At 57.8% G+C, this 25,891-nt stretch carries 23 protein-coding genes; 14 read left to right on the top strand and 9 right to left on the bottom strand.

Going from position 1 to position 25,891, the window contains the following annotated elements:
- Positions 1 to 47: 47 nt before the first annotated feature.
- Complete coding sequence (locus ACQY4Z_RS05625; protein ID WP_428527436.1) at positions 48 to 2,159, bottom strand: PQQ-dependent dehydrogenase, methanol/ethanol family; 2,112 nt, start codon at positions 2,157 to 2,159, stop codon at positions 48 to 50.
- Between the two features lie 768 nt (positions 2,160 to 2,927).
- Here ACQY4Z_RS05625 and ACQY4Z_RS05620 point away from each other — a divergent pair.
- The 5 genes from ACQY4Z_RS05620 (at position 2,928) to ACQY4Z_RS05600 (ending at position 10,200) form a co-directional block, all read left to right on the top strand.
- Positions 2,928 to 3,806 carry a LysR substrate-binding domain-containing protein gene (locus tag ACQY4Z_RS05620; protein ID WP_428527434.1) on the top strand — a complete coding sequence of 293 codons (879 nt, stop codon included), beginning with the start codon at positions 2,928 to 2,930 and terminating at the stop codon, positions 3,804 to 3,806.
- Positions 3,807 to 3,938: 132 nt separating this feature from the next.
- On the top strand, positions 3,939 to 4,949 hold the full coding sequence (locus ACQY4Z_RS05615; RefSeq protein ID WP_306150327.1) for an ArsR/SmtB family transcription factor: 1,011 nt from the start codon (positions 3,939 to 3,941) through the stop codon (positions 4,947 to 4,949).
- Position 4,950: 1 nt separating this feature from the next.
- Complete coding sequence (gene metF, locus ACQY4Z_RS05610) at positions 4,951 to 5,862, top strand: methylenetetrahydrofolate reductase [NAD(P)H] (protein WP_209173062.1); 912 nt, start codon at positions 4,951 to 4,953, stop codon at positions 5,860 to 5,862.
- A gap of 231 nt (positions 5,863 to 6,093) precedes the next feature.
- Positions 6,094 to 9,822, top strand: a complete 3,729-nt coding sequence (gene metH / locus ACQY4Z_RS05605) for a methionine synthase (RefSeq protein WP_428527431.1) — start codon at positions 6,094 to 6,096, stop codon at positions 9,820 to 9,822.
- A gap of 246 nt (positions 9,823 to 10,068) precedes the next feature.
- Entirely contained in the window at positions 10,069 to 10,200 is a 132-nt protein-coding gene (locus ACQY4Z_RS05600; RefSeq protein ID WP_286182913.1) for a hypothetical protein, read from the top strand.
- Between the two features lie 146 nt (positions 10,201 to 10,346).
- Here the strand turns inward: ACQY4Z_RS05600 and ACQY4Z_RS05595 are convergent, their stop codons facing one another.
- Positions 10,347 to 11,033, bottom strand: a complete 687-nt coding sequence (locus ACQY4Z_RS05595; protein ID WP_428527428.1) for an ArsR/SmtB family transcription factor — start codon at positions 11,031 to 11,033, stop codon at positions 10,347 to 10,349.
- A 144-nt stretch (positions 11,034 to 11,177) separates the two neighbouring features.
- On the opposite strand from ACQY4Z_RS05595, the gene ACQY4Z_RS05590 reads away from it, so the two are divergent.
- The 5 genes from ACQY4Z_RS05590 to ACQY4Z_RS05570 are packed head-to-tail and all read left to right on the top strand — an operon-like array spanning position 11,178 to position 13,733.
- Positions 11,178 to 11,522: an NIPSNAP family protein gene (locus tag ACQY4Z_RS05590; protein WP_428527426.1), complete on the top strand. Its 345-nt coding sequence runs from the start codon at positions 11,178 to 11,180 to the stop codon at positions 11,520 to 11,522.
- Positions 11,519 to 11,875 carry an antibiotic biosynthesis monooxygenase family protein gene (locus tag ACQY4Z_RS05585; protein ID WP_428527424.1) on the top strand — a complete coding sequence of 119 codons (357 nt, stop codon included), beginning with the start codon at positions 11,519 to 11,521 and terminating at the stop codon, positions 11,873 to 11,875. Before ACQY4Z_RS05590 ends, ACQY4Z_RS05585 begins: the two co-directional genes overlap by 4 nt.
- Positions 11,872 to 12,792: a DMT family transporter gene (locus ACQY4Z_RS05580; protein WP_428527422.1), complete on the top strand. Its 921-nt coding sequence runs from the start codon at positions 11,872 to 11,874 to the stop codon at positions 12,790 to 12,792. The genes ACQY4Z_RS05585 and ACQY4Z_RS05580 overlap by 4 nt, the downstream gene beginning before the upstream one ends.
- Positions 12,789 to 13,211, top strand: a complete 423-nt coding sequence (locus tag ACQY4Z_RS05575; RefSeq protein ID WP_133952994.1) for a (R)-mandelonitrile lyase — start codon at positions 12,789 to 12,791, stop codon at positions 13,209 to 13,211. Before ACQY4Z_RS05580 ends, ACQY4Z_RS05575 begins: the two co-directional genes overlap by 4 nt.
- A gap of 9 nt (positions 13,212 to 13,220) precedes the next feature.
- A complete protein-coding gene (locus tag ACQY4Z_RS05570; RefSeq protein WP_428527420.1) occupies positions 13,221 to 13,733 on the top strand; it encodes an N-acetyltransferase family protein in 513 nt (170 codons plus the stop codon).
- A gap of 170 nt (positions 13,734 to 13,903) precedes the next feature.
- Here the strand turns inward: ACQY4Z_RS05570 and ACQY4Z_RS05565 are convergent, their stop codons facing one another.
- From ACQY4Z_RS05565 to ACQY4Z_RS05540, 6 genes are all read right to left on the bottom strand, one after another.
- A complete protein-coding gene (locus tag ACQY4Z_RS05565; protein ID WP_428527418.1) occupies positions 13,904 to 14,470 on the bottom strand; it encodes a DedA family protein in 567 nt (188 codons plus the stop codon).
- 101 nt (positions 14,471 to 14,571) lie between these two features.
- Entirely contained in the window at positions 14,572 to 15,393 is an 822-nt protein-coding gene (locus ACQY4Z_RS05560; RefSeq protein ID WP_428527416.1) for an ABC transporter permease, read from the bottom strand.
- Positions 15,386 to 16,153 (bottom strand): ABC transporter ATP-binding protein, encoded by a 768-nt coding sequence (locus ACQY4Z_RS05555; RefSeq protein WP_428527414.1) that lies wholly within the window; start codon positions 16,151 to 16,153, stop codon positions 15,386 to 15,388. Before ACQY4Z_RS05555 ends, ACQY4Z_RS05560 begins: the two co-directional genes overlap by 8 nt.
- A gap of 50 nt (positions 16,154 to 16,203) precedes the next feature.
- Positions 16,204 to 17,226, bottom strand: a complete 1,023-nt coding sequence (locus ACQY4Z_RS05550) for an ABC transporter substrate-binding protein (protein WP_428527412.1) — start codon at positions 17,224 to 17,226, stop codon at positions 16,204 to 16,206.
- A gap of 152 nt (positions 17,227 to 17,378) precedes the next feature.
- Positions 17,379 to 18,818 (bottom strand): ATP-binding protein, encoded by a 1,440-nt coding sequence (locus ACQY4Z_RS05545; protein ID WP_428527410.1) that lies wholly within the window; start codon positions 18,816 to 18,818, stop codon positions 17,379 to 17,381.
- Positions 18,815 to 19,543, bottom strand: coding sequence for a response regulator (locus tag ACQY4Z_RS05540; protein WP_306150340.1), 729 nt, complete (start codon positions 19,541 to 19,543; stop codon positions 18,815 to 18,817). The genes ACQY4Z_RS05545 and ACQY4Z_RS05540 overlap by 4 nt, the downstream gene beginning before the upstream one ends.
- A gap of 236 nt (positions 19,544 to 19,779) precedes the next feature.
- Between ACQY4Z_RS05540 and ACQY4Z_RS05535 the strand changes: the two genes are divergently transcribed.
- Both ACQY4Z_RS05535 and ACQY4Z_RS05530 read left to right on the top strand, forming a co-directional pair.
- On the top strand, positions 19,780 to 20,742 hold the full coding sequence (locus ACQY4Z_RS05535; RefSeq protein ID WP_428527407.1) for an EF-hand domain-containing protein: 963 nt from the start codon (positions 19,780 to 19,782) through the stop codon (positions 20,740 to 20,742).
- A gap of 292 nt (positions 20,743 to 21,034) precedes the next feature.
- On the top strand, positions 21,035 to 22,036 hold the full coding sequence (locus ACQY4Z_RS05530; RefSeq protein WP_428527405.1) for a hypothetical protein: 1,002 nt from the start codon (positions 21,035 to 21,037) through the stop codon (positions 22,034 to 22,036).
- A gap of 112 nt (positions 22,037 to 22,148) precedes the next feature.
- On the opposite strand, the gene ACQY4Z_RS05525 is transcribed toward ACQY4Z_RS05530, so the two are convergent.
- The gene (locus ACQY4Z_RS05525) at positions 22,149 to 22,748 is read right to left on the bottom strand and encodes a YceI family protein (RefSeq protein ID WP_428527403.1); all 600 of its coding nucleotides are present in this window, start codon (positions 22,746 to 22,748) and stop codon (positions 22,149 to 22,151) included.
- Between the two features lie 609 nt (positions 22,749 to 23,357).
- Here ACQY4Z_RS05525 and ACQY4Z_RS05520 point away from each other — a divergent pair.
- Positions 23,358 to 24,488: a type III PLP-dependent enzyme gene (locus tag ACQY4Z_RS05520; RefSeq protein WP_428527401.1), complete on the top strand. Its 1,131-nt coding sequence runs from the start codon at positions 23,358 to 23,360 to the stop codon at positions 24,486 to 24,488.
- Between the two features lie 9 nt (positions 24,489 to 24,497).
- Positions 24,498 to 25,049 carry a GNAT family N-acetyltransferase gene (locus tag ACQY4Z_RS05515; protein WP_428527399.1) on the top strand — a complete coding sequence of 184 codons (552 nt, stop codon included), beginning with the start codon at positions 24,498 to 24,500 and terminating at the stop codon, positions 25,047 to 25,049.
- Positions 25,050 to 25,891: the final 842 nt, after the last annotated feature.

The following is a 25,891-nucleotide window of genomic DNA, read 5'->3' as shown; positions in this document are numbered from 1 at the left end:
AGCCTTCTTCATTTGCTGTAAGGCCTCTCGGCCGTTGCGCCAAAACCCTACTGCGCCTTGGTTGCCGCCGCAGCCCTTAAAGAGTCGGCTGTGCCCTGGATAAACGCCAGCACGTTTTGAACGTCGGCATCGGTCAAATGCGCATCAAAGCGCGGCATGCCGTTGTGCAGTCCGGCACCTTGCAGGACCCAGGCGTCCGCATTGGTCAGGACTTCTGGTTCCGAGTAGCCAAGGTTTGGAACTGCACCGCCATTGTTGACCCCCGGCACACCGTGACAAAAGAGACAGTTGGAGACATAGGTCGCGAGCCCTGCTGTAACCTGTTCCGGGTCATAAGGAACGCCGGAGACGAGTTCGGTGCGGGTCGACAGTTCCGCTGTTGGAATCTCCTCAGTCGCGCCAATCCGGAAGGTGAAAACCCGACCCGGCCCGACCTTTTCGGTGGCCCGCTGCATGAGGCCATAAACCCCGCCCCAGCCGGCTGCAATCGTGACGTATTGTTCGCCCTCGTGTTCCCAGGTCATGGGGGCGGCAATGACGCCTGATGTCATGGGAACCTGCCAGAGCGTCTCTCCGTTCGTGGCATTGTAGGCAATGAACCGGCCATCAGCGGTTCCCTGAAACACCAGATTTCCGGCCGTGGTCAGGGTGCCGCCATTCCAGGGCGAGACATATTCCGCGCGCCAGGCCTCCCGCTGGTTCACCGGATCCCAAGCCAGAAGGTGTCCGAAGGGCGTTGCTTGCGGCGCAACAACGTTGAACAGATATCCGAGGTTCCAACCTACTCCTGACATGGTCGACATAGGCTTATGCGAATTGAGCTCCCAACTCGGATCGGTCGACTGCACCAGCGGCACGCCTTGAGCTGGGATGTAAACAAGTCCGGTATCCGGATTAAAGCTCATGGGATGCCAGTTATGCGCACCGTAAGCGGATGGAACCGGTTCGAACGGCTTGTCTTTTGAGCGGGCATCCGGGTTTTCGATAGGCCTGCCATCGGCGTCATAGGCCTTGGCCCAAGTCGTCTCAACGAATGGTTCTGCTGAAATGAATTCGCCGTTGGTGCGGTCAATCACATAGAAGAAGCCGTTCTTCGGGGCCTGCATCAGCACTTGGCGCATGTCGCCGTCGATCTCGAGATCGGCAAGAATAATGTGCTGAGTAGATGTATAGTCCCAGGTATCCCCTGGCGTGTTCTGGTAGTGCCAGACATAGTCGCCGGTGTCCGGATTTAGCGCGACGATGGAGGCAAGGAACAGGTTGTCGCCCCCGGCCGGTGAACGCAGATGCTGGTTCCATGGCGATCCGTTGCCCGTCCCGATGTAAAGAAGGTTCAGCTCCGGATCATAGGCCATGGCGTCCCAAACCGTGCCGCCGCCGCCTGCCTCCCAATATTTGGCGGACGGATCCCAGGTTTCCGCCGCCAATTTCATGGCGTCATTTTCATAAGGCTTGGCCGGGTCGCCAGGCACCGTATACCAACGCCAGGCGGTGTCCCCGGTCTCCGTATCATAGGCTGAAATGTAGCCGCGCACGCCAAACTCAGCGCCACCATTGCCGATGATGACCTTGCCGTTGACGACCCGTGGTGCCCCGGTCACGGTGTAGGACATATCCCGGTTTTCAATGGTGTCGATCTTCCAGAGTAGCTCGCCGGTGGCAGCATCCAGGGCATGCAGATAACCGTCATAGGATCCAACGAAGACCTTGCCTTCATAGATGGCGACGCCCCGGTTGACGACGTCGCAGCATCCCTTGGCGGCGTATTCGCCGGGCACCTCTGGATCATATGCCCAGAGCTTTTCTCCCGTAATGGCGTCCAGCGCATGAACAACAGACCAGGATGCGGTGACATACATGACACCATCAGCCACGATCGGTGTCGCCTGAACACCACGGCGGGATTCCAGATTGTAGGACCAGGCCAACCCAAGCTCGCCGACATTGTTGGCCGTTATTGTGTCGAGTTGAGAGTATCGCGTTTCGGCGTAATTCAGGCCGTAGTTGAGCCAATTTTGGTCTGACGAGTCGTTTTCGATGATCGTTGCCGTGTTGATGCCGCCGGTAGCCGCGCGAATGGCGTCTGCCGAAATTGGCTCAGCCGCCACCAGATCGGGGCTGACAAGTAGTGCCATTACCCCGCCAATAAAGCGTTTCATAAATTGTTTCCTCCCTCACGAATTTATTGTTTGCCCCGCGCAGAGCACCGTCCCGCGGTCCAACCTCAGGCTCTCCTCCAGCCGGTTGAACTCAGTGACGGGCAAGCGGGATAGAACCGTGCCTCCCAGTTTTGATGTTAGTGAATAATACTAATGCGAATTAAGTTGGGCGCAACTGAATGCGCGGTTCTCGTGCTAAAGTACAAGAAGCACTTATCGCGCGTGGTGGCGGGTGTAGCGAGCGATCAAAAGGATTTGCTGACGTCTTCGGCAGGCTTAAATACTTGATCGGTTTCGGCGGAAACCAAGGCGCTTTGCAAGCATTTCAAATTGCACAATCTCGGCCTTCGGCCATGTTTCATCGATCCGTTTCAGCTCGAATCGGAGGAACCTGCGTGAGCGCAACTGCGCGCGGGTGAGGCCAAGATCAGCCAAAACACTATCGGGTTCCTCCCGGAGCAAGTGTTGTCTCTCCGAGGCCAATTGCAGGAACTGCTTTATTTTTGTGGTTTTGTCGTGCAACCAGTTTGCCAGACGGTATTTGTGAGAAAATCTCTTAAGGCAGTGGTTTTGACTGGGGAAGGAAATAACCCGCGCCGTTTGCGGCGTCGAGATGGGTTTGAAAACGAGCTTTTGTGTCTTCACGGTATTTGTCCGGAGTAAGAGCGGAATGATTTCACTATCACGAAGAAATATCGCCTGGTCGAAGGAGAAGTTGTCAGTCTATTGTGAGAAAAAAGAACATATTTCGCGAGGTGAGAGACTGAGATGAAACGGCTGCCACCCTTGAATGCCTTGCCAGCTTTGGAAGCGACGGCGCGGCTCGGATCCATGAGTGCCGCTGCAGATGAGCTTGGCCGGACCCATGGCGCGATCAGCAAGCAGCTCGCTCATCTGGCAGAGCAGGCGGGTGTCGCCTTGTTCCGGAAGGACGGGCAGGGGGTGGCCCTGACCCCGGAAGGGGAAAAGTTTGCAAAGACGGTCGGTGGGTCGTTGCAGGAGATCGAAGCGGCTTGGCGGGGGCTCACGCAGCTTGCTGACAGTCCGACCCTCGACATCGGAATCAGCGCGACGTTTGCCATGCGCTGGTTGATGCCGCGTCTGCCGCGGTTCTATCAGAGGTATCCCGATGCACAGGTCAACTTCCGGATGACCGGGAAACACTGGCTGCCGGAAGAGCAGATGGATGCGATCCTGACCTGGGACCGTTTGCGCTGGCAGTTCGGTGGTCGAACGGACATTGAAATTCTGGGAGATGTTGCCTTCGGTATTGTCCATGCGCCCGGCCTCGACGTTGACGTCAAAGAATGCGTGCTGACGGTGAAGAACCGTTGCGTTCAGGAGTTGCCCGGCGATGTGTGGGGCGCTTATCAGACGCTGGCCGGAGTTGAAGTCGTCTCGGAAACAGCAACGGCTTACCCGCATACGTTTTTGGTGATTGAAGCCGCCTTGGCCGGTTTGGGAGCAGCTCTGGTGGAAAAGCGCATTGTGGCGGAGGAGCTGGCGGATGGCCGCCTTGTGGCCCCCTTTGGATTCACGCTGATCAAGGATGGTTTCGGTGCGATTGTTTCTCAACGAAAACGGCCGAAGCGTCTGGCGCGCGCCTTTCTGGGCTGGCTGCGTGAGGAAGCGGAAGCTGCGCAATAGCAGTCCCGTTAACTGTTGATTTGCCAATATTGTCGCTCAGAGACAAGAGCGTGACGCATTTGGGTCGCTGGGCTTGCATCGTTAATGTGTTTGATATAAAGATATCTTTATATTGACATTGGCGGTGAGTAAATGACCGAGCGAAACACCCTATCTGTGGAAGAGACCCTGGCCGCCTTGCGGGCAGTGGGGGAAGCAACACGGATCCGTCTGATCGCTCTGCTGGCGCAAAACGAACTCACCGTGAAGGATGCCACTGCGATCCTCGGTCAGAGTCAACCGCGCATCTCCCGTCATTTGAAACTGCTTGCTGAAGCCGACGTCATCCAACGCTTCCCGGAAGGCTCGTGGGTCTACTACCGTCTGTCGGACGGCCCCGAGGGCGCATTGGCGCGTGATGTCGTAGCCCGGATCTCTGATGAAGACGCCGTTCTGGCAGCCGATCAGGAGCGTTTTCAGGCTATCCGCAAAGCCAAGGCGGAAGAGGCAGCTGCCTTCTTTGCCGCCCGTGCGCTCACTTGGGATCGGGAGCGCTCTTTGCATGTGCTGGAGGCCGACGTTGAAGCGGCTATGCGCAATGCGCTTGGCGATGCACCGTTCCAGACATTCCTTGATCTTGGGACTGGCACAGGCCGTCTTCTGGAAGTCTTTTCGGATCAGTATGTCTCCGCTCTTGGCGTAGACGCCTCCCATGACATGCTGGCCGTCGCGCGGGCGAACTTGTCAAAAGCAGGCCTGAACAATGCCCAGGTTCGCCATGGCGATGTCTACGCTCTGAACGTGCCGCCGAAATCCTTTGACGTGGTCGCAATCCACCAGGTGCTGCACTTCCTGGATGATCCGGCACGTGCGCTTGCAGAAGCTGCACGGGCACTGCGCCCCGGCGGACGCTTGCTGATTGTCGATTTTGCGCCGCATGAGCTTGAGTTTCTGCGGGACCAGCATGCCCACCGCCGCCTCGGCTTTGCCAGCGAGCAGATGGAGCGCTGGCTGGACGCGCTGGATCTCGATCTTGAAAAAACAACGGACCTCGTTCCCGGCGAGGCCGATGACAGCAAACTGACCGTTACCCTTTGGCTGGCCCGCGATCGGCGGATCATCACCGACGTGCCTGCCCAGAATTCTTCCCGAGAGGTTGCCTGATATGACCGTTTTGTCATCCCGACTGTCCCGAGGTGCTACCCAGACACCGATCACCGCATCCTTCGAGTTCTTCCCCCCGAAGTCCGAGAAGATGGGTGAGACACTTTGGGAAACGGTCCAGCGCCTTGCGCCGCTCAACCCGTCCTTTGTGTCGGTCACCTATGGTGCAGGCGGATCGACCCGCGAGCGGACCCACAAGACCGTCGAGCGCATTTTGAACGAGACCGATCTTGCTCCGGCGGCACACTTGACTTGTGTCGGCTCTCCGAAAGCGGAAGTCGATGCGATTGTTAAAGACTATTGGGATCTTGGCGTGCGCCATCTTGTGGCACTGCGTGGTGACCCGCTTGCAGGCATCGGCGCGGTTTATGAGCCGCATCCTGAGGGATATGCCTACGCGACCGATCTGGTTGAAGGCATCAAGAAGATCGCCAATTTCGATGTGTCGGTATCAGGTTACCCGGAAAAACATCCTGAGAGTGGCAGCTGGCAGAAAGAGATCGACAATCTGAAGCGCAAGGTTGATGCCGGTGCGGACCGGATCATCACCCAGTACTTCTTCGACAACGATCTGTTCGATGATTACCTGGATCGTATTGCGGCGGCGGGTATCAATATCCCGGTGATCCCCGGCATCCTGCCGATCCATAATTTCGAGCAGACCATGGTGTTTTCCGCAAAATGCGGCACCTCGATCCCCGAATGGGTCGCGCGGCGCTTTGCCGGTCTGCAAAACGATCCGGAAACCCGCAAGCTCGTCGGCGTTGCCATCGCTTGTGAGCAGGTGATGGATCTGGTGGATCGCGGCCTGACGGACTTCCATTTCTATACGATGAACCGTGCCGATCTGACATACGCGATCTGCCACATGCTCGGCATGGGGCAGCAAGGCACCGAGAAAGTGGCGGCCTAAAACAAATCCTTAGGCTGCCATCCCGGCGTTGCGCCGGAACAGCATGAGTTTGAGATATGAGGGCCCCGGATCAGGTCCGGGGCGGCATTAGTATAACGACTGTCCCGGTCTTGAACCGGGACCTCACGAGTTTGGAATAACGCGGCCCGGAGCTAGTCCGGTGCGGCAATGTCAAAAAAACAGCCGTCCCGGCCTCAAGCCGGGATCATGGCCAAGAGGTAGGAAATCCCCGTGACCAAGTCTGACGCCTTCGCGCGCCTTCAGGAGATCGCAAAATCCCGCATCCTCGTGCTGGACGGAGCCATGGGGACTGAAATTCAGTTGCTCAAACTGGACGAGGCAGCCTATCGCGGTGAGCGTTTCAAGGACTGGCCGTCGGACGTCAAGGGCAACAACGATCTCCTCAGCCTAACAATGCCGGACGCCATCCGCCAGATCCATATCGACTATCTGGAAGCGGGCGCGGATATCGTTGAAACCAATACCTTTTCCTCAACCACCATCGCCCAGGCCGATTACGGCATGGAGGACTTGGCCTATGAGCTGAACCTGGAAAGCGCCCGCCTTGCTCGTGAGGCCTGCGATCAGGTAACAGCTCAAGATCCGTCCCGGCCCCGCTATGTTGCTGGAGCGCTTGGGCCGACCAACCGGACTGCATCGATCTCACCGGATGTAAACAATCCCGGCTACCGGGCCGTCAGCTTTGATGATCTCCGGATCGCCTATGCTGAGGCCGTGCGCGGCTTGATTGAAGGTGGTGCGGATATCCTTCTTGTCGAGACAATCTTCGACACGCTGAATGCCAAGGCTGCGCTGTTTGCCATTGAAGAAGTGTTCGAGGAAATCGGCAGGGAATTGCCGGTGATGATTTCCGGAACGATCACCGATCTCTCCGGCAGGACCTTGTCTGGTCAGACGCCGGAAGCTTTCTGGAATTCCGTGCGCCACACCAATCCGCTGACCATCGGCCTCAATTGTGCGCTCGGCGCGAAGGAAATGCGGGCGCATGTCGATGAGCTTGGCCGTGTGGCCGATACACTCGTCTGTGCCTATCCGAACGCGGGTCTGCCGAACGAGTTTGGCGAATATGATGAAAGCCCGGAGCATATGGCCGGCCTCATTGAGGAGTTCGCCTCCGCCGGTCTCGTGAACATGGTCGGTGGGTGCTGCGGCACCACGCCTGCGCACATCAAGGCGATTGCCGAGGCGGTCAAGGACAAGGCTCCGCGGCAGATACCGGAGGTTGCCCGTTTCATGCGGTTGTCGGGTCTCGAGCCGTTCACGCTGACGCCGGAAGTCAATTTTGTGAACGTCGGCGAGCGGACGAACGTCACCGGCTCAGCCCGGTTCCGCAAGCTGATCAAGGAAGGCGACTACGCGACTGCGCTCGACGTTGCCCGCCAGCAGGTCGAGAACGGTGCCCAGATCATCGACATCAACATGGACGAAGGGCTTCTGGATTCCGAAGAAGCCATGGTCACCTTCCTCAATCTCGTGGCAGCTGAACCCGATATCGCCAAAGTGCCGGTGATGATTGACAGTTCCAAATGGACGGTTATCGAAGCTGGATTGAAATGCATCCAGGGCAAAGGCGTCGTCAACTCGATCTCCCTGAAAGAGGGCGAAGAAGCCTTCCTGGAGCAAGCAAAGCTGATCCGGCGCTACGGCGCGGCTGTCGTCGTCATGGCCTTTGACGAACAGGGCCAGGCGGACACTTTTGAACGCAAGACCGAGATCTGCGCACGCTCTTACAAGGTTCTGACTGAAAAGGCAGGCTTTGCACCGGAAGACATCATCTTCGATCCGAACATCTTCGCCGTTGCGACAGGGATCGAGGAACACGACAACTACGGCGTCGATTTCATCGAGGCAACCGGCTGGATCCGTGAGAACCTGCCGCATGCCCATGTGTCGGGCGGGGTGTCCAACCTGTCGTTCTCGTTCCGCGGCAACGAGGCCGTGCGCGAGGCCATGCACTCCGTCTTCCTCTATCACTGCATCAAGCGCGGCATGGACATGGGGATCGTCAATGCCGGTCAGCTGGCAGTCTACAACGACCTTGATGCCGAACTGCGCGAGCTTTGCGAAGACGTTGTTCTGAACCGGCGGTCTGATGCAACGGACCGCATGCTGGAGGCGGCCGAGCGCTGGAAAGGCGAGGGTGGCAAAAAGAAAGAAGCCGATCTCACCTGGCGGACCTGGGGCGTCGCCAAACGCCTGGAGCACGCGCTGGTTCACGGCATTGACGACTATGTGGTGGAGGATACCGAGGAAGCCCGTCAAAGCTTCGACCGTCCGCTGCATGTGATCGAAGGTCCGCTGATGGACGGCATGAACGTGGTTGGCGATCTCTTCGGATCTGGTCAGATGTTCCTGCCGCAGGTGGTCAAATCCGCCCGCGTCATGAAAAAGGCCGTCGCCTATCTGATGCCCTTCATGGAGAAGGAAAAGGAAGAGCAGGGCCTCACCGGTCATTCCTCGCAGGGCAAGATCCTGATGGCAACGGTGAAGGGTGACGTCCACGACATCGGCAAGAACATTGTCGGCGTGGTCCTTCAGTGCAACAACTTCGAGGTCATCGACCTTGGGGTCATGGTTCCGGCTGCAAAGATCCTGGAGACGGCCAAGCAGGAACAGGTCGACATCATCGGTCTCAGCGGACTGATCACGCCGTCGCTGGATGAAATGTGTCACGTTGCAGCTGAAATGGAGCGCGAAGGACTGGATATTCCGCTGCTGATTGGCGGTGCCACCACGTCGAAGATCCACACAGCAGTGAAGATTCACCCAAACTATGAAAAGGGACAGGCGATCTATGTGACCGATGCGGGCCGAGCGGTTGGTGTTGCCTCAAAGCTGATGAGTGAGGGGGGACGTGCGCCATACTATGGCGAGGTGCGCACGGAATATGCGGATATAGCCGAAAAGCATGCTGCTGGCCGCGGTGCTGCCCGCCGGATCCAGTTGGCAGATGCCCGCGCCAATGCCTTCAAGGTCGATTTCGAAGAAACAGCGCCCGTCAGACCGAACCAGTTGGGAACAACGGTGTTTGACGACTTCCCGCTGGAAGAACTGGTGCCAGTAATCGACTGGACACCGTTCTTTGCGACTTGGGAAATCAAGGGCCGCTACCCGCAGGTTCTGACCGATGACCGCTATGGTGTTGCAGCAACGGCGCTTTTTGATGACGCCCGGCGGATGCTGGACGAAATCGTTGAAAAGAAACTTCTGACAGCGCGTGGCGTTGCGAAGCTGTGGCCGGCAAATGCGGTAGGCGACGACATTCTCGTTTACACCGGAGAAAACCGCGGCGAAGTCGCGGCGACCTTCCACACACTCCGTCAGCAAATGGCGCGCACGTCCGGTGGCCGGGCCAATGTCGCCATGAGCGATTTCGTAGCGCCACTCGACAGCGGCATCAATGACTGGATCGGCGGATTTGCTGTTACAGCTGGTCATGGCGAGGACGAGCTTGCTGGCCGCTACGCCAAGCAGGGCGACGATTACAACAAAATCCTGTCGCAGGCTCTCGCGGATCGTCTTGCAGAAGCTTTTGCCGAGAAGCTGCACCAAATCGTGCGCAAGGATCTTTGGGGCTACGCAGCGGATGAATCGTTGTCGAGTGAAGACCTGATTGCTGAGAAGTATCAGGGCATCCGTCCGGCTCCTGGTTATCCCGCACAGCCGGACCACACGGAGAAGGACACGCTCTTCCGCTTGCTTGATGCGGAGAAGCTGACAGGCATTCAACTCACCGAAAGCCGGGCCATGTTGCCGGGATCCTCCGTGTCCGGCCTCTATTTCGCGCATCCGGACAGCCACTATTTCGGTGTCGGGAAGATCGAAAAGGATCAAATCGTGGATTATGCAAAGAGAAAAGGCTGGGATGTCGAGTACGCAGAACGCTGGCTCGCTCCAATCCTCAATTATGATCCGGCGCAGCTACAAGCCGCGGAATAGATCACCTCTTTCAAATTGTTATGCATTGAGCGATTCCCGCGGCCTGTCCGCGGGATTTTTTTCGATGGTTAGTGATAAGTCGGCTAACAATTTGCGTTCGCCATGCTGGATCAGCTTTACGTCGGGAAGTTAAAGGAAATTTCATAAAAAATGCACAATGTGCGCCTTGAAAAGGTGCACGTGGTGCGCTAAATTTGTTTCCATAATAAAAGAACCCCACCCGGTTTCCGGGGAAAGGAGATAACAATGATTGTGCAAGTCGCTAAGACACTTCTGGTCAACCATCGTCAGGACTACAACCGTGACCGTTTGCCGTGGCTGCCCGCACGGCTCTACCGGTCATTGCGTGAAGCCCGTCAGGGCCGCAAGGCGAGCTGAGAAAGCTCTTTAGTGGCCCCGTACCGCATCCGGCCCAAGCGGAAAAACAAACAAAATACTTCGGATAATTTGAAACACTGAAAACCCGGCCTCGGCCGGGTTTTGTTTCGGTGAAACCAGAACTCGGGTATGGAAACGGACTCCAATCAAATTGGAAACAAGGCCGCGAGTTCAGCCTCGCCCTTTGAAGAAATATGGACCACACGGCTGTCAGGTTCGCGACGGAGCCATTTGTTTTGCTGAAAGCGGGACAAAAGGGCAGCTCCCACCGCACCGGCCAGATGATTGCGCCGTTCGCTCCAGTCGAGACACGGGCGGCACAAGGGTCTGCGGGCCGCCTTCAAAGGTGCAAGGTCAACGCCGATCGTCGCCAAAAAAGCCTCACCGGTCTCCGTTAAGGCAATCCCGCCGGCATCAGTGGATGTGGTCAAGAAGCCGCGCGTTTCGAGACTGTCATAGATCCGGACTGCCATATCGCCCGCAAGGTGATCATAACAAACACGGGCTGTGCGCATGGCCGGATCACGCGGTCCGGTTCGCGTGCGCAAATGCCCCTTTTTTGCCGCAAGCCCCATCAGGGCCTCAAGGGTCGTGCCAACGTCCGGGCCTGCCAGAGTGAAATACCGGTGCCTGCCCTGTTTGGCCTGGGCGAGCAGCCCGCCTTCCATGAGTTTTTTAAGGTGAGAGCTGGCTGTCTGGCCGGTGATCCCGGCTTCGACTGCCAGTTCTGTTGCAGTGAGCGCCTTGCCGCTCATCAGGGCTGACAGAATGTTGGCTCTGGCGGGATCGCCAATGAGTGCGCCAATCCGTGCAATGTCCGGTCCGTCTTTCATGGTTCGATCTCCATCAAAGTGTGGCCGCAAGATTGGCATGTGGCGGCAGGGAGCGCCAGTCACAATGCTTCGATCCGCGTCGAAGCATTCGAAGCGGCACCTGTGGCACATCCTCGGCCGGCACAACGAAAGAGGACCGCTGCCATGATCACTTGTTTCATCCGCTATCACATCGATCCTACCAAAAAGGCTCAGTTCGAAGAATATGCACGCAACTGGGGACAGGCGATTCCCCGCTTTGGTGCGGATCTCATCGGGTATTTTTCTCCGCATGAGGGCTCGACCACTCTGGCGTATGGCGTTTATTCCATTGAAAACTTGGCAGCCTATGAAACCTATCGCGCCAGGCTTTCCGCCGATCCGCTTGGACAGGAGAATTACGCCTTTGCCATGCGCGAAAAATTCATCTTGAGAGAAGACCGGACGTTCTTGAAACTGGCTTCAACACCGCATGGCAAACTGATCGGGTTTGAGGGAGAGCACCAATGATCGCAGTCATTTTCGAGGTCATACCGCATGAACACAAGAAACAGGATTACCTCGACATGGCCGCTGAGATGCGGCCCTTGGTCGAAGAAATCGACGGTTTCTTGTCTGTCGAGCGGTTTCAAAGCCTGACCAATCCGGAAAAGCTGCTCTCGCTGTCCTTCTTCAGAGATGAAGAGGCGCTCGATCAGTGGCGTCAGCTGACCCAGCACCGCAAGGCGCAATCGGTCGGGCGGAACAGCTATTTCAAGGACTACCGGCTCCGGGTGTCACATGTGCTGCGCGATTACGGCATGACGGAGCGGGCGGAAGCGCCGTCGGACAGCCGCGCCTTGCATGATTGCGAAGAGGGATGACCGGGCTGAGATTGGAGTTCGGCCTGCTGGGTCTGCTGGCGCTCCTTTGGGGCTCATCCTACATGTGGATCAGCCTTGCGCTCGACACCATTCCGCCGCTGACGCTGATCACATTCAGAGTTGGATTGGCGTCGCTGATCTTGGTCGCGATCCTGAGTTTTCGCGGTTTGCGATTGCCGTCCGAGACGCACACCTGGCGCGCACTCTTTATCCAATCCATCGTCAACAGCACAGGACCCTGGCTGCTTCTGGCCTGGGGACAGCAGTCCGTCGACAGCGCGGTCGCCAGTGTCCTGAACTCCACTTCTCCTCTGTTTGTCTTTTTCTTTTCCCTTTTCCTGATGTCCGGCAGTGATAGGCCAGCGGGGCAGCAGCTTCTCGGTGCCCTTGCCGGGATTGCGGGAATCGTTCTGATTGTCGGGACCGGGGCTTTGGAGAGTTTGGGCGGTGCTTTTGTGCCGCAAGTCGCGGTTCTCGCCGGTGCGGCTCTCTACGGGATTGCCGCGATCCGGGGACGCCAGTTTGCGCATATGCCGCCGCTGGTCACGGCCGCCGGGACGCTCATTTGCTCGACCCTGACGCTGCTGCCGCTCAGCCTGATGATCGATCATCCCTGGACCTTGCAAATTTCGCCTCAAAGCTTTTGGGCTGCAGGAATTCTGAGCGTTTTCTGCACAGCGTTTGCGTTTCTGATCTATTTCCGTCTGATCAACACGATCGGGCCCATGGGGACATCCAGCCAGGCCTATCTGCGCTCCGGAATTGGTGTTCTTCTGGGTATCGTCTTCTTGAACGAAACACTGGATCTGGAAACGTTTGCGGGGATTTGCCTTGCCATATTCGGTGTTGTTCTGATCAACTGGCGACGCCCCAAAAAGCAAGCATCGAGTAAAACGGCACAGGAGAGCTCCGGATGAGTGTGTTGACGGTTTATGAGGCGGGATCCCGGCCAACAAAACGGGCTAACCCGGACTATTTCACAGGAACCGTTTGGCAGGACCCGGTGATCGAGGCGCCGGCTCCGGCGCGGGTTCAAGCGGTCAAGGTGACCTTTGAACCAGGAGCCCGCACACATTGGCACACACATCCCCTCGGCCAGACCCTACAAATCCTCAGTGGCGCTGGCTTCGTGCATTTGTGGGGGCAGGAAAAGCTGTCGATCATGCCAGGCGACGTCATCTGGATCCCGCCCGGTGTCAAACACTGGCATGGCGCGGCCCGGCACGTTTCCATGGTGCATCTTGCGATCCACGAAGCTGAGAACGGGTCCGTCGCAGAGTGGCTGGAACCTGTCGATGAGGCCACCTACCGGGGAGATCTGGAAGCGCGGCGTTAAGGAGACTACATGGACGTTTTCATACGCAGACTGTCGGAAGCGGATGTCGCAACCTACAGGCAAATTCGGCTAGAGAGCTTGCAGCGGCATCCCGACTTGTTCGGGACCAGCTATGACGAAGAAGCAGCCCTGCCGGATGATGTATTCGTGGAGACACTGAGGACAAACTTAATCCTCGGCGGAGGGGCTGACGAACAACATATCACTGGAATTGTTGGTTTTGTCGTGGGTGGGGCGGCGAAGGTCGGGCACAAAGGTATCCTCTGGGGGCTTTATGTGCAGCCGGAAGCCCGTGGATCAGGATTGGCAAAAGCGCTGGTCAATACGCTTATTGATGCGGTGAAGGATGAAGTTGAGCAAATCCAATTGTCTGTTGGTACGCATAACATCCCGGCAGCCAGACTGTATCAGGGGTTTGGGTTTGAACCCTATGGACTTGAAAACAGCGCCCTAAAGGTTGGGGGGCAGTCCTTTGACGAAGTTCTCATGGCCCTCGATCTGCGCAAATTGAAGCAGTCCTAAGTTCATCGACCCAAAAGCCGCCGCTCAAGAAACCTGAGGACTATTCTGGCGATTTCCCGAACGGGGAAAGGAACGACACGTTCGCAGGTCGCCGGTCGATGAGGCTCTAGCCGGAGGGGGCTGGAATCTCAACGTAAACGGGTCCGGTCTGCTGCGAAACTTAGCAGCCGTTAGTTCGCAGAGGCGAGGGGCGTCCGGCTCAATCGCCACCACGTAAGGCCGATCACCAGAGCCATTGCAGCGAGCAACGCAACACTTACCAGTCCCCATCCGCCCTCGACGGCCGTTTGAACCTGCGCACCGAACACGTAGCCCGCACCGACCAAAACTCCTGTCCAGAGGGCTGCCGACGCAGCATTCAGCAGCGTGAAAGTTGGCCACGGCATCGGTCCAAGTCCCATGGGCAAGGCCCCGATGGTGCGCATGCCTTTCGGATACCGGTACATGAAGACGTAAAGCCATCCGTACCTGGTGACCAACGAGGTGGCCGTTGTAAACGCGCGTTGAAGACGAGGCCGGTGAGACAGGTCCGGGAGCCCGTAACGGCGGACCAGACCGAACCGCAACTCATCGCCGAGATACCCGCCCATAAACGTGGCTGCTGCGACGGGGCCGACCTCAAGAGCACCCGTTTGAGCAGCAAACCCCGCGAACAATGGCAATGCGCCGCTCTTCAACGCACAATAGCCAAAGAGCAGCACATAAACCAAAGGGCCGTAAGAGCTGATCAAGTCCAAGAGTTGTTCCAGAGAGATCTCCTGCAGGCTAAGAGTTTGAACTCAGGAGATCGAAGATAGGTCGTCTCTTGTCTGCGACCAGATCTGAAATGCCGGCAGCTCTAAACCCGCCATACCAGAAGCCTGCGTTCCAAGAAGCCAATGACCATGTTGAGGAGCACGCCGAGCAAGGACAGGATCACGACGCCTGCAAAAAGACGGTCAAGGTCATAGAGCGATCCGGCCTGAAGCACATAGGCGCCAATGCCGTATTCCGCGCCCAGCATCTCTGCGGCCGTCAGCAAGATGATGGCGATCGCCAGGGATATGCGGAGGCCGGACAGGATACCCGGCATGGCGCCCGGCAGAATGATTTTCCGGACAATCGACAGCCAGGACAGGCCGAAGCTCTGCCCCATCCGGATCAGAGTACGATCAACGTTGTCGACGGCTCCATAAGTCGCCACGACGGTGGGCGTGAAGGTGCCAAAGGCGATCAGCGCGTATTTCGACCCCTCATCGATGCCGAACCAGATGACAAACAAAGGCAAAAGGGCGATTTTCGGCACCGGAAACAACGCCGCGATCAGAGGTACGAGCCCTGAGCGGACGTAGCTGAACAGACCGATGAGAATGCCGGTTCCAATTCCAGCCACAGCACCGAGGAAACCGCCAACGGCCAACCGGGTCAGCGAGGGCGCCATATGGGCCGTGAACTGGCCCGACTGGTAGAGTTCGACAAGAGTGCCGAGCACGTCCGACGGTTTTGGCAGTGTTAGCGCCGAGATCCAGCCGGACTGCGTGCCCCATTCCAAAACCAGAATGAGCACAACAAAAACCGCAATGCCCGTCCAACGGCGCGGTTTTGGTGCAAAGCCGCCGCCGCGAAACCGAACGGTCTGGGCCGCGCCCTTGTTGCTGTCTGACAAAGAGGCATCAGCCATCGATCAATTCCGTATCGGCGGTCCGGGCCTCTTCCCTGAGAAGAGACCACAAGTGTTTCTGTGTTTTTTCCAGGTCTGGATCGCCCAGTTGACGCTCTTCCAGAGGCTTTTCGAGTGTCACGATCTCGCGGATCTTGCCCGGTCTGCGGGACAGGACCACAATGGAATGCCCAAGACGCACGGCCTCTGCCAGATTGTGGGTGACATAGACGGAGGTAAAGGGCGTCCGCGTCCACAGCCCGACCAGGTCGTCCATCAACAGTTCACGGGTCTGGCTGTCGAGGGCAGACAAGGGTTCGTCCATCAGCATGACCGCCGGTCGGACTGCCAAAGCTCTTGCAATCGTAACACGTTGTTTCATGCCGCCGGAGAGCTGCTTGGGCAGAGCCTTTTCGAAACCGGTGAGATTGGTCCGCGCAAGGACATCGGAAATGATCTCACGCGATTCCGAGCCTTTGATGCCATGGTCTTCCAGGACCAGCGAAATGTTGCCCTCAACGGTTCGCCAGGGAAGTAGCGCAAAATCCTGAAACACATACGTCAGCGGATTGAGACTTCCTGGCGGTGGCGATCCGACTTGAACAACGCGGCCCTTGGTCGGTTGTTCCAACCCCCCGATGAATCGCAAAAGCGTGGATTTTCCGCAGCCGGACGGGCCGACAATGCACACGATATGGCCGCTGGGGACGTCGAGCGTGATGTCTTCGAGCACGGTGACAGTGTCATAAGCGTGCCCGACGCCCTCAAGACGTAGGTCCATGAGTTACTCCGTGAAGTGCGGGCGCTTGGCGCCCGCCTTCATGCATTTTATCAGGATTTCAGGATCTCGACGTAGGACGGATCGACCAGTGTATCCAGCGTCACGTCCTTGGACACAAGATCCTCGGACTGGAACCAGGCCAGCTGGTTTTCGATCGATGTGACGTTCAAGGCTGCGCCTTTGTTGAGGTACATCGCGCCATTGATGATCGATGGGGCTGCCTTTTCCCGCGGACGGTCCGTGTAGACATACTTGTGAATGAGATCGACCATCTCGTTCACACCGGCGTCGCCATTTGTCTTCGAAACAAGATCAGCATCATAATCGGCAACGCCCCTGGAGAAGGCCGTCAGGAAATCCGTTGTCATGCCTTTTTCGTCTTCCGCGTTCTTGGTCGACGTAAAGACCGTGGTGACCTGGTAGTCCGGGATGTAGTCAACAACATTGCCGATGATGTGCACGGCGCCGGAGCCGGACAGCGGCTTGGCGATGTGTGGAACAATGGACCAAGCGTCGATCTGGCCGGACTTCAGGGCGCCAATGATCGCACCGACCTTCTGTAATGGCTTGAACTTGAGGTCTACGCCTTCTTTCGCAGCAATCGTGGAGCCCATGTAGTGGAAGGACGAGCCGGCCGTCGTAATGCCGAATGTCTTGCCGCCGAGATCGGCTGGGGTCTTCAGACCGCCTTGGAAGGCTGCGTCGGAGGCGAGAATTTTCTGTCCATCGACACCTTTCTTTTCAGACAAGGCACCACCGATCACCTTGATCGCGCCTTTGTCCGCAAGCGAAATCAGGCCGCCGGAAACGGCTGTTACGGCATAGTCGATGTCGCCGGAAGCGATGGCGACCGCCATCGGCTGGGCCGCCTGGAAGAATTTGAATTCAACGTCGAGACCGGCATCTGCAAAATAGCCGCGCTCATAGGCTACAAAGCTGCCCGAGTGTGATGTAAAGGGCAGCGCGCCGACCTTGATCTTTTTGTTGCTGGCAATCGCAGGGGCGCTCAGCGTGGTGGATGCTGCAGCAGCACCAAGCAGCGTTAGAGCCTTGCGGCGGTTCATCGAGATCATGGTGTCCTCCCTTTGGTATTAACCTCCGGCCATAAAGACATAAACGAGGCGTTTTGAAAAACGCCCGGCCGGAAAATCATCAGCTTTATCAATTGTTGGACAAAATGCTTAGCACGCAGCCGTGCCGTCGGCCAGACCGTGAAAGACGCAGATCAGTTCCCTTTCGGAAGGCGGACTTCTACCCTCAAGCCAGTGCCAGCTACATTGGAAAGCGTGATCGTGCCGCCATGAGCGTGGATGATTGATCGCGCGATCGCAAGGCCAAGACCGATACCACCGGTTTCTTCGTTGCGGCTTTCTTCAAGGCGCACAAAGGGTTCAAAGACATCCGCCAAACGGTCTTCCGGGATGCCGGGGCCCTGATCAAAGATCTCGACGATCACTTCAGCCTCCAGCGCCTTTGCCGTGATCTTGACCGAACCGCCGTAGCGGATGCCGTTTTCTATGAGATTGCGGAAGGCGCGCTTCAAGGAAAGAGGACGGCACGACAGGACAATCCTTTCCTCCACATCAACTTCGCAAGTATGGCCGAGGTCTTGCTGGTCGTCCGCCAGGCTCTCCAGCAAAGCACCCAGGTCCGCCTGCTCGGCAGGTTCCTGACTGGCATCGTCTTTGGCGAACCTGAGCGCGGCTTCGGCCATGGCTGCCATGTCGTCGAGGGTCTCGATCATCTTTGTCCTGTTTTCCTCATCGTCGATAAACTCCGCCCGAAGGCGCAATGAGGTGATCGGTGTTCTTAAATCATGGCTGATTGCCGCCAGCATCCGGGTGCGGTCGCGCACAAACCGGGTCAGATGCTCCTGCATCTCGTTAAAGGCGGACGTTACGGCGCGGACTTCGCTCGGACCGGTCTCCGGCAAACTGTCGACATCTTCGCCGCGCCCGAGCCGGCCGGCGGCATCTGCAAGACCGCGCAAGGGGCGGGTGACCCGGCGCACGGCAAAGGCGACGATGCCGATGATGGCCAATCCCATAAGTGAAAGCTGGACCACCAGCGGGATGAAGGCGCCGGGCGGCGGCCGGTAGCTCGTGGCCATGTTCAGCCAAGTGCCATCGTTCAGCTGGATGGAAAGGGACAGATCCTCCGGCTTGTTCATGACCCGTTTCAGGTGGCGTGGCCGCTCGGACTTAGGCACGTCGCGCCAGCTTTCCTTGAAGTCATCACCCCGGTTGCGCCAAGACGGGCCGCGTTTTTCATCTGAATGAAGATTGATGTGGATCGTCCGCTCAGATCCGAGTTGCCGCGCCGCGTAGTTTTGCACACGCTGTTCGAACCGGCTTTTTCCCGGCTCCTTTGCAAGCGGCACTTCGCCGGTCCAGAACGCGACATAGCGGGTGCTGCTGGCTTCCAGAACCCTGCTGTGCAGGTACGGCGGCGTTTCTTCCAGGAGCTCTGCGATAGAGACCGCACGGGCCAGGATGCTGTCACGGGCAAGGGCAACAAGGGCAATCCGGCGCTCGTCGTGGAAAATGTAGATCGAAATCGCCTGAACAACCACAATCGCTGCCAGTAGAAGCAGGATGAGCTGGGACGCCAGGTTGCGCGGCCACAAGCGCTGAAAAATCGAGGAGCGGGGAGATGATGCGCTCATTCCACCTGCTCTTTCACATCGGCCGTAAACATGTAACCGCCGCCCCAGACGGTTTTGATCAGCTTGGGATCTTTCGGATCCTCTTCAATTTTCCGGCGCAAGCGCGAGACCTGATTGTCGATGGACCGATCAAAGACGGCCGGCGTGCGCCCTGTGGTAAGGTCCATCAGCTGATCGCGGTTCAAGACCATTTTCGGCCGTTTCAGAAACGCGCAAAGCAGTTGAAATTCACCGCTGGAAAGCGCGACAGCGATGCCGTCCGGATCCGTCAATTCCCGGCGGGTCACATTGAGGGCCCAGCCGTCGAAATGCATCCGGTCCTGTTCGATCGGGTCGCGGTCCTTCGGCACCAGCGATGTCCGTCGCAGCACAGCTCGGATGCGAGCAAGCAATTCGCGCGGATTGAAGGGTTTGGTGACATAATCATCGGCGCCGATTTCCAGACCGATCACCCGGTCCGTATCATCGGCCATGGCGGTTAGAAGGATCACCGGCATGGAGCCCGTTTCGACAAGATGACGGCACAGCGACAGCCCATCTTCGCCCGGCATCATGATGTCGAGAACCACAAGATCTATGGAGGCAGCCTTCAGCGCCTTGCGGGCGGCGGCGGCATTTTCGCAAGCCGTCGCGCGCAGACCGTTCTTCACCAGATACCGGGCGAGGGTCTCGCGGATATCGCGGTGGTCATCGACGACAAGAATGTGTGGGCTCGGATCGCTCACCTTTATCTCCACTCGGTCGCGGTGCAAGGTACCGTTTCAGCACAAGCATTTGCGAACTGCGTTGTATCTAAAGGAAAAGTAATAACAACCCGGCTCCCGTGCGAGCAGAGTTTGTAACAAACTGTATCATCGGCCTGTCCCGTGACAGGTTGCGACACTTGAACGGGTTTTTGCAGGTAATCCTGCGACAATTGCCTCCTACCTTGAGCTCATCAACGAACCAAGGAGTTGTTGGAATGAAACCGTTCAAGACGATTGCAATCGCTGCCCTGGCCGCAAGTGTTGCCGGCACCGCACTCACCGCGGGCCTGCCCGCCTACGCCCAGTCCGGCACGGCAAACGCGGGCGGGGGGCAAAACAACCAGGCAACAGCCGAGCAGAGCTTGGCGCATATGGGTGAACGCGGCGGATATGAGTATGGTCATGGTCCGCGCGGCAGCCGCCGTATGGCCAACCGGATTTTCGAGCGCTTCGACGTCGATAAAGATGGCGCCATCACCCAGGCTGAGATCGAGGAGGTCCGCACGGCCGATTTTGCGGCAGCAGACACCAACGGTGACGGCGAGATCAGCCTGGAAGAGTTCAAGGCTGCTTTCATGGAGCGCTCCAATGACCGCATGGTCCGCGTCTTCCAGCGTCTCGACCGGGATGGTGACGGCATTGTGACCCAGGCCGAGGCGGATCGCGCGGCCAACCGGATGTTCAACCGGCTGGACCGGGACGGCAACGGTGTCGTTGAGAAGGTGCGCGGCGGCAAACGAGGTCATGACGGCGGCGGCAAGAAGGCCGAGGCCGGCAAGCGCGGCGAGCATGGCAAGCGCCATGCCCATGGAGGCCGCGGTGGTCCTGCCGGCATGTTCATGGCGGTCTTTGACACAGACGGCACCGGCTCTGTGACCCGTGAGGAGTATGATGCCAAACGTGCCGAGCTGTTTGCACTGGCCGACACCAACGGCAGCGGCTCTTTCACCCTGGAAGACTTCGGACCGCTTTGGCTGGCCATGAATGATGCCCGCATCGTCAACATGTTCCAGCGCGCAGATGCTGATGGCAGCCTGGGCATAACGGCCGAAGAGCAGGAACAAGCCTTGTCGAAGATGCTGAATCGGGTGGACCGGAACGGCGATGGTGTGATTACCAAGTCCGACTTCAAACGCAGTCACAAGGGAAAGCACGGCAAGCACCGCGACCGGAGCTAAGCCTCAAGAAACAGCTTCCAGGAGCGTTTCCAGGCGAAGTGGAGACCGGTTCGCCGTCCGGAAGCGCTTGAAAACAACAGCTGAGTGCATATCGCGTGAGTTAGCGAAACCGGGATATGCGCGAGCCCGCCTCTAGGAAGCTGGCCGGGTCCAATCCCCCGTCCCGGGAACCCGGATACAGAGAGGGAGCCGCCCGCGCGGCTCCCTTTTTTTGCCAACAAGCTGTACCCTGCGTAACCCTATCTTCAAGGTTGCTGGCAGATAGTGCGGTGCCAGATCGATGGGGGACACTATGGCAAAACCGGGCTTGGGTGAATTTCTGGACGTCAAGATTTCGAACGGTCAGTTTTCAGAAGATGATGTCATTACGCTGCGCCGGTACATCTATGGCGATATGCATGTCACGCTGGAAGAGGGCGCGGGTCTCTTCCGGCTGAACAATGCCGGTCTTGTGATGCCTCAAACCTGGTTCGAGCTGTTTCCTGAGGCGATCGGCGATATCCTCGTTCATCAGGCAAACCCTCAAGGGTACGTTTCTGATGAAAATGCCCACTGGTTGATCGGTGAGATCACTGCGAATGGCCATGTCTGCAGCCGCACGGAGCTTGATGCGGTGCTGCATGTCCTGGAAAAGGCGCGCCAGGCCCCCCAGTTCCTGGAACAGTTTGCTCTGAAGACTGTGGCCGATTCCGTCATTTCAGGGCAGGGGGCAACCCGCTCCGGCGCAACACTGACCCCAGGCGTGATCTTAGATGCGGAAGTGGAGATCCTTCGGCGCGTTCTTTATGCCGGCGCAGGCTGTGGGGGCATCGCCATATCCAAGGCGGAAGCTGAAATTCTGTTCGATCTGAATGATGCCACCAGCGAAGCGGATAACGCCCCGGCCTGGTCAGAGCTGTTTGCCAAGGCGGTTGCCAACTATCTGATGGCGCTGTCCGGTTTTGCGCCGCCGCCGCGAGAGGTCGCGCTGGCGCGAGAAGACTGGATCAACAGCCCCGGTGGCTTTGATGGCGGCATTTCCGGGTTTTTCAGATCCATGTTCGGCGGCGGTGTCAGCGGGATCCGCGATGCCTACTCTGATCAGCCGGATCCGTTTGCCGCAAAAGGGGCTGCCATGGCAGCCGAGATTGCGGTGAATGAGGTGGTGACCGAAGATGAGGCTCAGTGGCTTGTCGATCGGATTGGCCGCGACGGTGTTCTGCACGAGAACGAGAAGGCCCTGTTGCGCTTTATCCAGCAAGAGAGCCCGGATATTCATCCGGTGCTCAAGCCGTTGGTGGAGAAAGCCATTTAAAGCAAATCGCGTTTAAACTGATTCAGATTTCGCTGCGACTGTGCTTTGCCTCGTTCGCGAAACCTGAAGCAGCTTGAATTCAATGAGACGCGACACGCTCCAAGTCCGGCGCTTAGTCGACCCGCCAGGCTTCCGTTTCGATGATCACCTGGACGTCATCTCCAACGAAACCGTTTTCAACCGCATAGGTCATGCCGAAGTCGCTGCGCTTGACCACGCCTTGCGCACTGATGCCGAGCGTGAAACGGCCATGTCCAAACGGATATTTGGCGGCCTTGTTGAGGGTGACATCCAGCGTCAGAGGCTGGGTTTTGCCAAGCAGGGTCAACTCGCCCTCCACGACGCCGGATGTGTCATCGGCCGGTGTGCCGCCGGAGGCTGTGAAGGTCATCACCGGGTGGTTGGCAACGTCCAGAAAATCCTTGTTCAGGACATGATTGTCGCGGGCTTCGTTGAAGCTCTCAACGCTAGCCGTTTGAACGTTGACCTTCAGATCGCTCAGTTTCTGGGTGTCCATGTCATAGGTGAAGCTGCCCTCAAATTCCAGAAAGACACCGAGCGTGTCCGCATATCCCAGATGGTCCACCATGAACGCGATCGTGGTGTGTTCCGGATCAAGCTCATAGCGATGCGGCTCTGCTTGAGCGGATTGGACGAAGGGGACTACGGCAATACCTGCCAAAACCAGGCTTTTGCGGGCGAAACGAACCATCAGAATCCTCACATGCGTTGAGATCAAAAATGTCTGCGTCTGGTTTTCACAAGTAGCGTTTGCCGGTCCAGGTTCAACGGCAAGTGGCGATCACTTGTGGGTTGTGTTTACCAAATTGCAGCCCTGCAAAAATTTCCTGTTGCGCAAGCGGGCAAATCGGGTCATACACCCTCTGCCCAAATTCGCACGTGCCCGTGGTCGTTCATGGGATTTCGATGAAATCTCTTAAGGGGTAGCTGCCAAGAAACACCGCCAAGGGGCGGGGCAGTCAATCCGGACGGCTTAAAGCAACGACGTAAGAGGGCCCTTTTGGTCTCTGCCGGGGTTTCCAACCTCCGGGGTAACAGAAGAGGCACTTGTTACATCCTTGCCCGACGTGCGGTTCGGTTTCTCCCGATCCAATCAACGGCATTCCCGACGCGGGAAAGCTTTGCGCATCCACACCACGGTGCTGCATGGCCCAACCGTCTCTGAAGATCCTTGTACGCCCTCCGGTTCCATCCCGGGGGAGGCGCGCTCGCATCTTTGGCACCCTGCGACGTGAAACTGCAGCGCCTAACAGCGATTTTAAAGGCGGCTGCAGCCAGACATTGGAAAGGGGTAATCCCCATGAGCGAACGTATCCGCGAATTCCTCCGCCGACGCGACGAAGATGGTCCGTGCGTTGTTGTCGATCTCGACATCGTCCGCGACAATTTCGAAGCTTTTGCCCGGTCCCTGCCGGACACGTCCGTTTATTATGCGGTGAAAGCCAACCCGGCGCCTGAAATCCTGACCCTTCTGGAACGCCTTGGTTCTTCCTTCGACTGCGCCTCCGTTGGCGAAATCGAAATGGTTCTGGCAACCGGTGCCAATGCGTCCCGCATTTCCTATGGCAACACAATCAAGAAGGAGCGGGACATTGCGCGTGCCTTTGAATTCGGTGTCCGTCTCTTTGCCGTCGACTGCGTCGAAGAAGTCGAAAAAATCGCTCGGGTCGCGCCGGGCTCCCGCGTCTTCTGCCGAGTCCTGTGTGACGGCGTTGGTGCCGAGTGGCCGCTCTCCCGCAAATTCGGCTGCGACCCTCAAATGGCGCCCGACGTCCTTGAACACGCCCACCGCCACGGTCTCGAAGCCTATGGTGTCTCCTTCCACGTCGGCTCCCAGCAAGCCAACCTCCAAGCCTGGGATTTCGCTCTCGCCATGGCGGCAGGCGTCTTCCGGGAAATGGCGCTGCGCGGCATCGAACTGAAAATGGTCAACATGGGTGGGGGCTTTCCGACCCGCTACCTGAAAGACGTGCCAGGTGTGCCGCGGTATGGCGAAGCCATATTCCAGGCCCTGTCCAAGCATTTCGGCAACCGTTTGCCGTCAACCATCATTGAGCCGGGCCGCGGCATGGTCGGCAATGCCGGTTTGATCGAAGCAGAAGTCGTTCTGATTTCCAGGAAATCCGAGATGGATGAAGTCCGCTGGGTTTATCTGGATATCGGCAAGTTTCACGGTCTGGCCGAAACAATGGACGAAGCCATCCGGTATCCGATCAAGACACCGCGTGACGGCGATCGTACGGCGCCTTGTGTGCTGGCAGGTCCGACCTGCGACAGTGTCGATGTTCTTTATGAGAAGACGCCGTATGACCTGCCGGTCAGCCTTTCGATTGGCGACAAGGTGCTGATCGAAGCCTGCGGCGCTTACACGACCACTTATTCCTCGGTTGGGTTCAACGGCTTCGCGCCGCTGGCCTCCTACGTCATCTGACGCAAAGCCATGATCGACGTTGTTGACGAGGCGCAGGCGCATGGTTGTGCCCGCGAGGCGCTGCTCGACCTGAGTTTCGGCCTCGACCGGCATTTGAAGACATCGGAACGCCTGAGAGAAGGCCGACTTCCAGTGTTCGCCTTCACAGCGCTTGATGAAAACGGGAATTTGGTCGGCACTGTCCGGCTATGGGCTGTGGCAGACCGCTGGGGGCACCAGTCCCTTCTGCTTGGACCCCTGGCGGTGGACCCGGAGTGCCGCGGCCTGAAGGTTGGTGACCGGTTGATGCGACATGCGCTCAACCAGGCGGCCCTTCATGGTCATGGTTCAGTCCTGCTTGTTGGGGATCTGCCCTACTACGAGCGCTTTGGCTTTGCCGCTGGTCTGCTGGAAGATGTAGCGCTGCCGGGACCGGTGGACTATCGCCGCTTTCTTGGGCTTGAGATTGCACCTGGTCATTTGGCCGGATTGGAAGGAACACTGTGTGCAGCCGGTGTCCTCGATCCCATCGCGTCCTTTTCCGACGCCGACGATGGCCTTGTGCTTTCCAAGCTCGCATAACTACACTCAGCCGAATTGAAAATTTGCCCGGAGGTCTTGCGCTTCCGGGCAAAAATTGTCATGCCTACAATAGGGCGCAATCAGTGCGCTTTTTGTGTGAGGGGAAACAAGAATTACCGGGCGCGAACATGCATTCGAAGCAGCGGGCCGGACAATGAATGGAGCTTTGGAATATGACAGACGACCCGAAGGGCGACGCACCAAAAACCGCAGCAGCGAAACCGGCAACCCGCCGCAAACCGGCTGCAGCGAAAACGACCACCGGGAGTGCGTCCGGTTCGAGAACGTCCCGCACCAAAGCTTCTGCGAGTAAGACAACAGCCGCTTCCAAACCGGCCGCTGCCTCAGCGGCAAGCAAGTCTGCAACGTCCAAAGCAGCCGCTGCCAAGCCGACTGCTGCTAAAACAGCATCAGCCAAAACCACTGCGCGCAAACCGGTTGTTGCGGCCAGAGCCTCTGCTGCAAAGTCTGCAGCCGCACAACCTGCCACTTCGAAAACCGCGCCAAAGGCTCCAAGGACAACGAAGCCTGTAGCCGTGAAACCGTCCGCTCAAAAGTCCGCAGCGGCCAAAACATCGGCTACGTCCAAAACCGCTGCACCGGCAAAGGCCCCTGCTGCAAAACCTGCAACCACTAAGCCCGCTGCTTCGAAGGCGGCACCGAAGAAACCGCGGGCGACAAAGGCAGCGGCCACCAAACCAGCCGCTCAAAAATCTGCAGTGGCTAAACCGGCTGCTGCAGCCAAAACCGCTACAGCAGCCAAAGCGTCAGCCGCTAAAACGGCACCTGCCAAAACGCCTGCAAAGAAGCCTGCGACCCGCAAAGCGCCGGCGAAATCAGTC

The organism is Roseibium sp. (assembly GCF_965276855.1).
In the GTDB taxonomy this organism is placed as follows: Bacteria; Pseudomonadota; Alphaproteobacteria; order Rhizobiales; family Stappiaceae; genus Roseibium.
This window is presented reverse-complemented; position numbering and strand designations above follow the sequence as displayed.

Coding starts and splice junctions, on each gene's coding strand:
- ACQY4Z_RS05625 (WP_428527436.1), bottom strand. CDS start 2,159: ATGAAACGCTTTATTGGCGGGGTAATGGCACTACTTGTCAGCCCCGAT.
- ACQY4Z_RS05620 (WP_428527434.1), top strand. CDS start 2,928: ATGAAACGGCTGCCACCCTTGAATGCCTTGCCAGCTTTGGAAGCGACG.
- ACQY4Z_RS05615 (WP_306150327.1), top strand. CDS start 3,939: ATGACCGAGCGAAACACCCTATCTGTGGAAGAGACCCTGGCCGCCTTG.
- metF (WP_209173062.1), top strand. CDS start 4,951: ATGACCGTTTTGTCATCCCGACTGTCCCGAGGTGCTACCCAGACACCG.
- ACQY4Z_RS05600 (WP_286182913.1), top strand. CDS start 10,069: ATGATTGTGCAAGTCGCTAAGACACTTCTGGTCAACCATCGTCAGGAC.
- ACQY4Z_RS05595 (WP_428527428.1), bottom strand. CDS start 11,033: ATGAAAGACGGACCGGACATTGCACGGATTGGCGCACTCATTGGCGAT.
- ACQY4Z_RS05590 (WP_428527426.1), top strand. CDS start 11,178: ATGATCACTTGTTTCATCCGCTATCACATCGATCCTACCAAAAAGGCT.
- ACQY4Z_RS05585 (WP_428527424.1), top strand. CDS start 11,519: ATGATCGCAGTCATTTTCGAGGTCATACCGCATGAACACAAGAAACAG.
- ACQY4Z_RS05580 (WP_428527422.1), top strand. CDS start 11,872: ATGACCGGGCTGAGATTGGAGTTCGGCCTGCTGGGTCTGCTGGCGCTC.
- ACQY4Z_RS05575 (WP_133952994.1), top strand. CDS start 12,789: ATGAGTGTGTTGACGGTTTATGAGGCGGGATCCCGGCCAACAAAACGG.
- ACQY4Z_RS05570 (WP_428527420.1), top strand. CDS start 13,221: ATGGACGTTTTCATACGCAGACTGTCGGAAGCGGATGTCGCAACCTAC.
- ACQY4Z_RS05560 (WP_428527416.1), bottom strand. CDS start 15,393: ATGGCTGATGCCTCTTTGTCAGACAGCAACAAGGGCGCGGCCCAGACC.
- ACQY4Z_RS05555 (WP_428527414.1), bottom strand. CDS start 16,153: ATGGACCTACGTCTTGAGGGCGTCGGGCACGCTTATGACACTGTCACC.
- ACQY4Z_RS05550 (WP_428527412.1), bottom strand. CDS start 17,226: ATGATCTCGATGAACCGCCGCAAGGCTCTAACGCTGCTTGGTGCTGCT.
- ACQY4Z_RS05545 (WP_428527410.1), bottom strand. CDS start 18,818: ATGAGCGCATCATCTCCCCGCTCCTCGATTTTTCAGCGCTTGTGGCCG.
- ACQY4Z_RS05535 (WP_428527407.1), top strand. CDS start 19,780: ATGAAACCGTTCAAGACGATTGCAATCGCTGCCCTGGCCGCAAGTGTT.
- ACQY4Z_RS05530 (WP_428527405.1), top strand. CDS start 21,035: ATGGCAAAACCGGGCTTGGGTGAATTTCTGGACGTCAAGATTTCGAAC.
- ACQY4Z_RS05525 (WP_428527403.1), bottom strand. CDS start 22,748: ATGGTTCGTTTCGCCCGCAAAAGCCTGGTTTTGGCAGGTATTGCCGTA.
- ACQY4Z_RS05520 (WP_428527401.1), top strand. CDS start 23,358: ATGAGCGAACGTATCCGCGAATTCCTCCGCCGACGCGACGAAGATGGT.
- ACQY4Z_RS05515 (WP_428527399.1), top strand. CDS start 24,498: ATGATCGACGTTGTTGACGAGGCGCAGGCGCATGGTTGTGCCCGCGAG.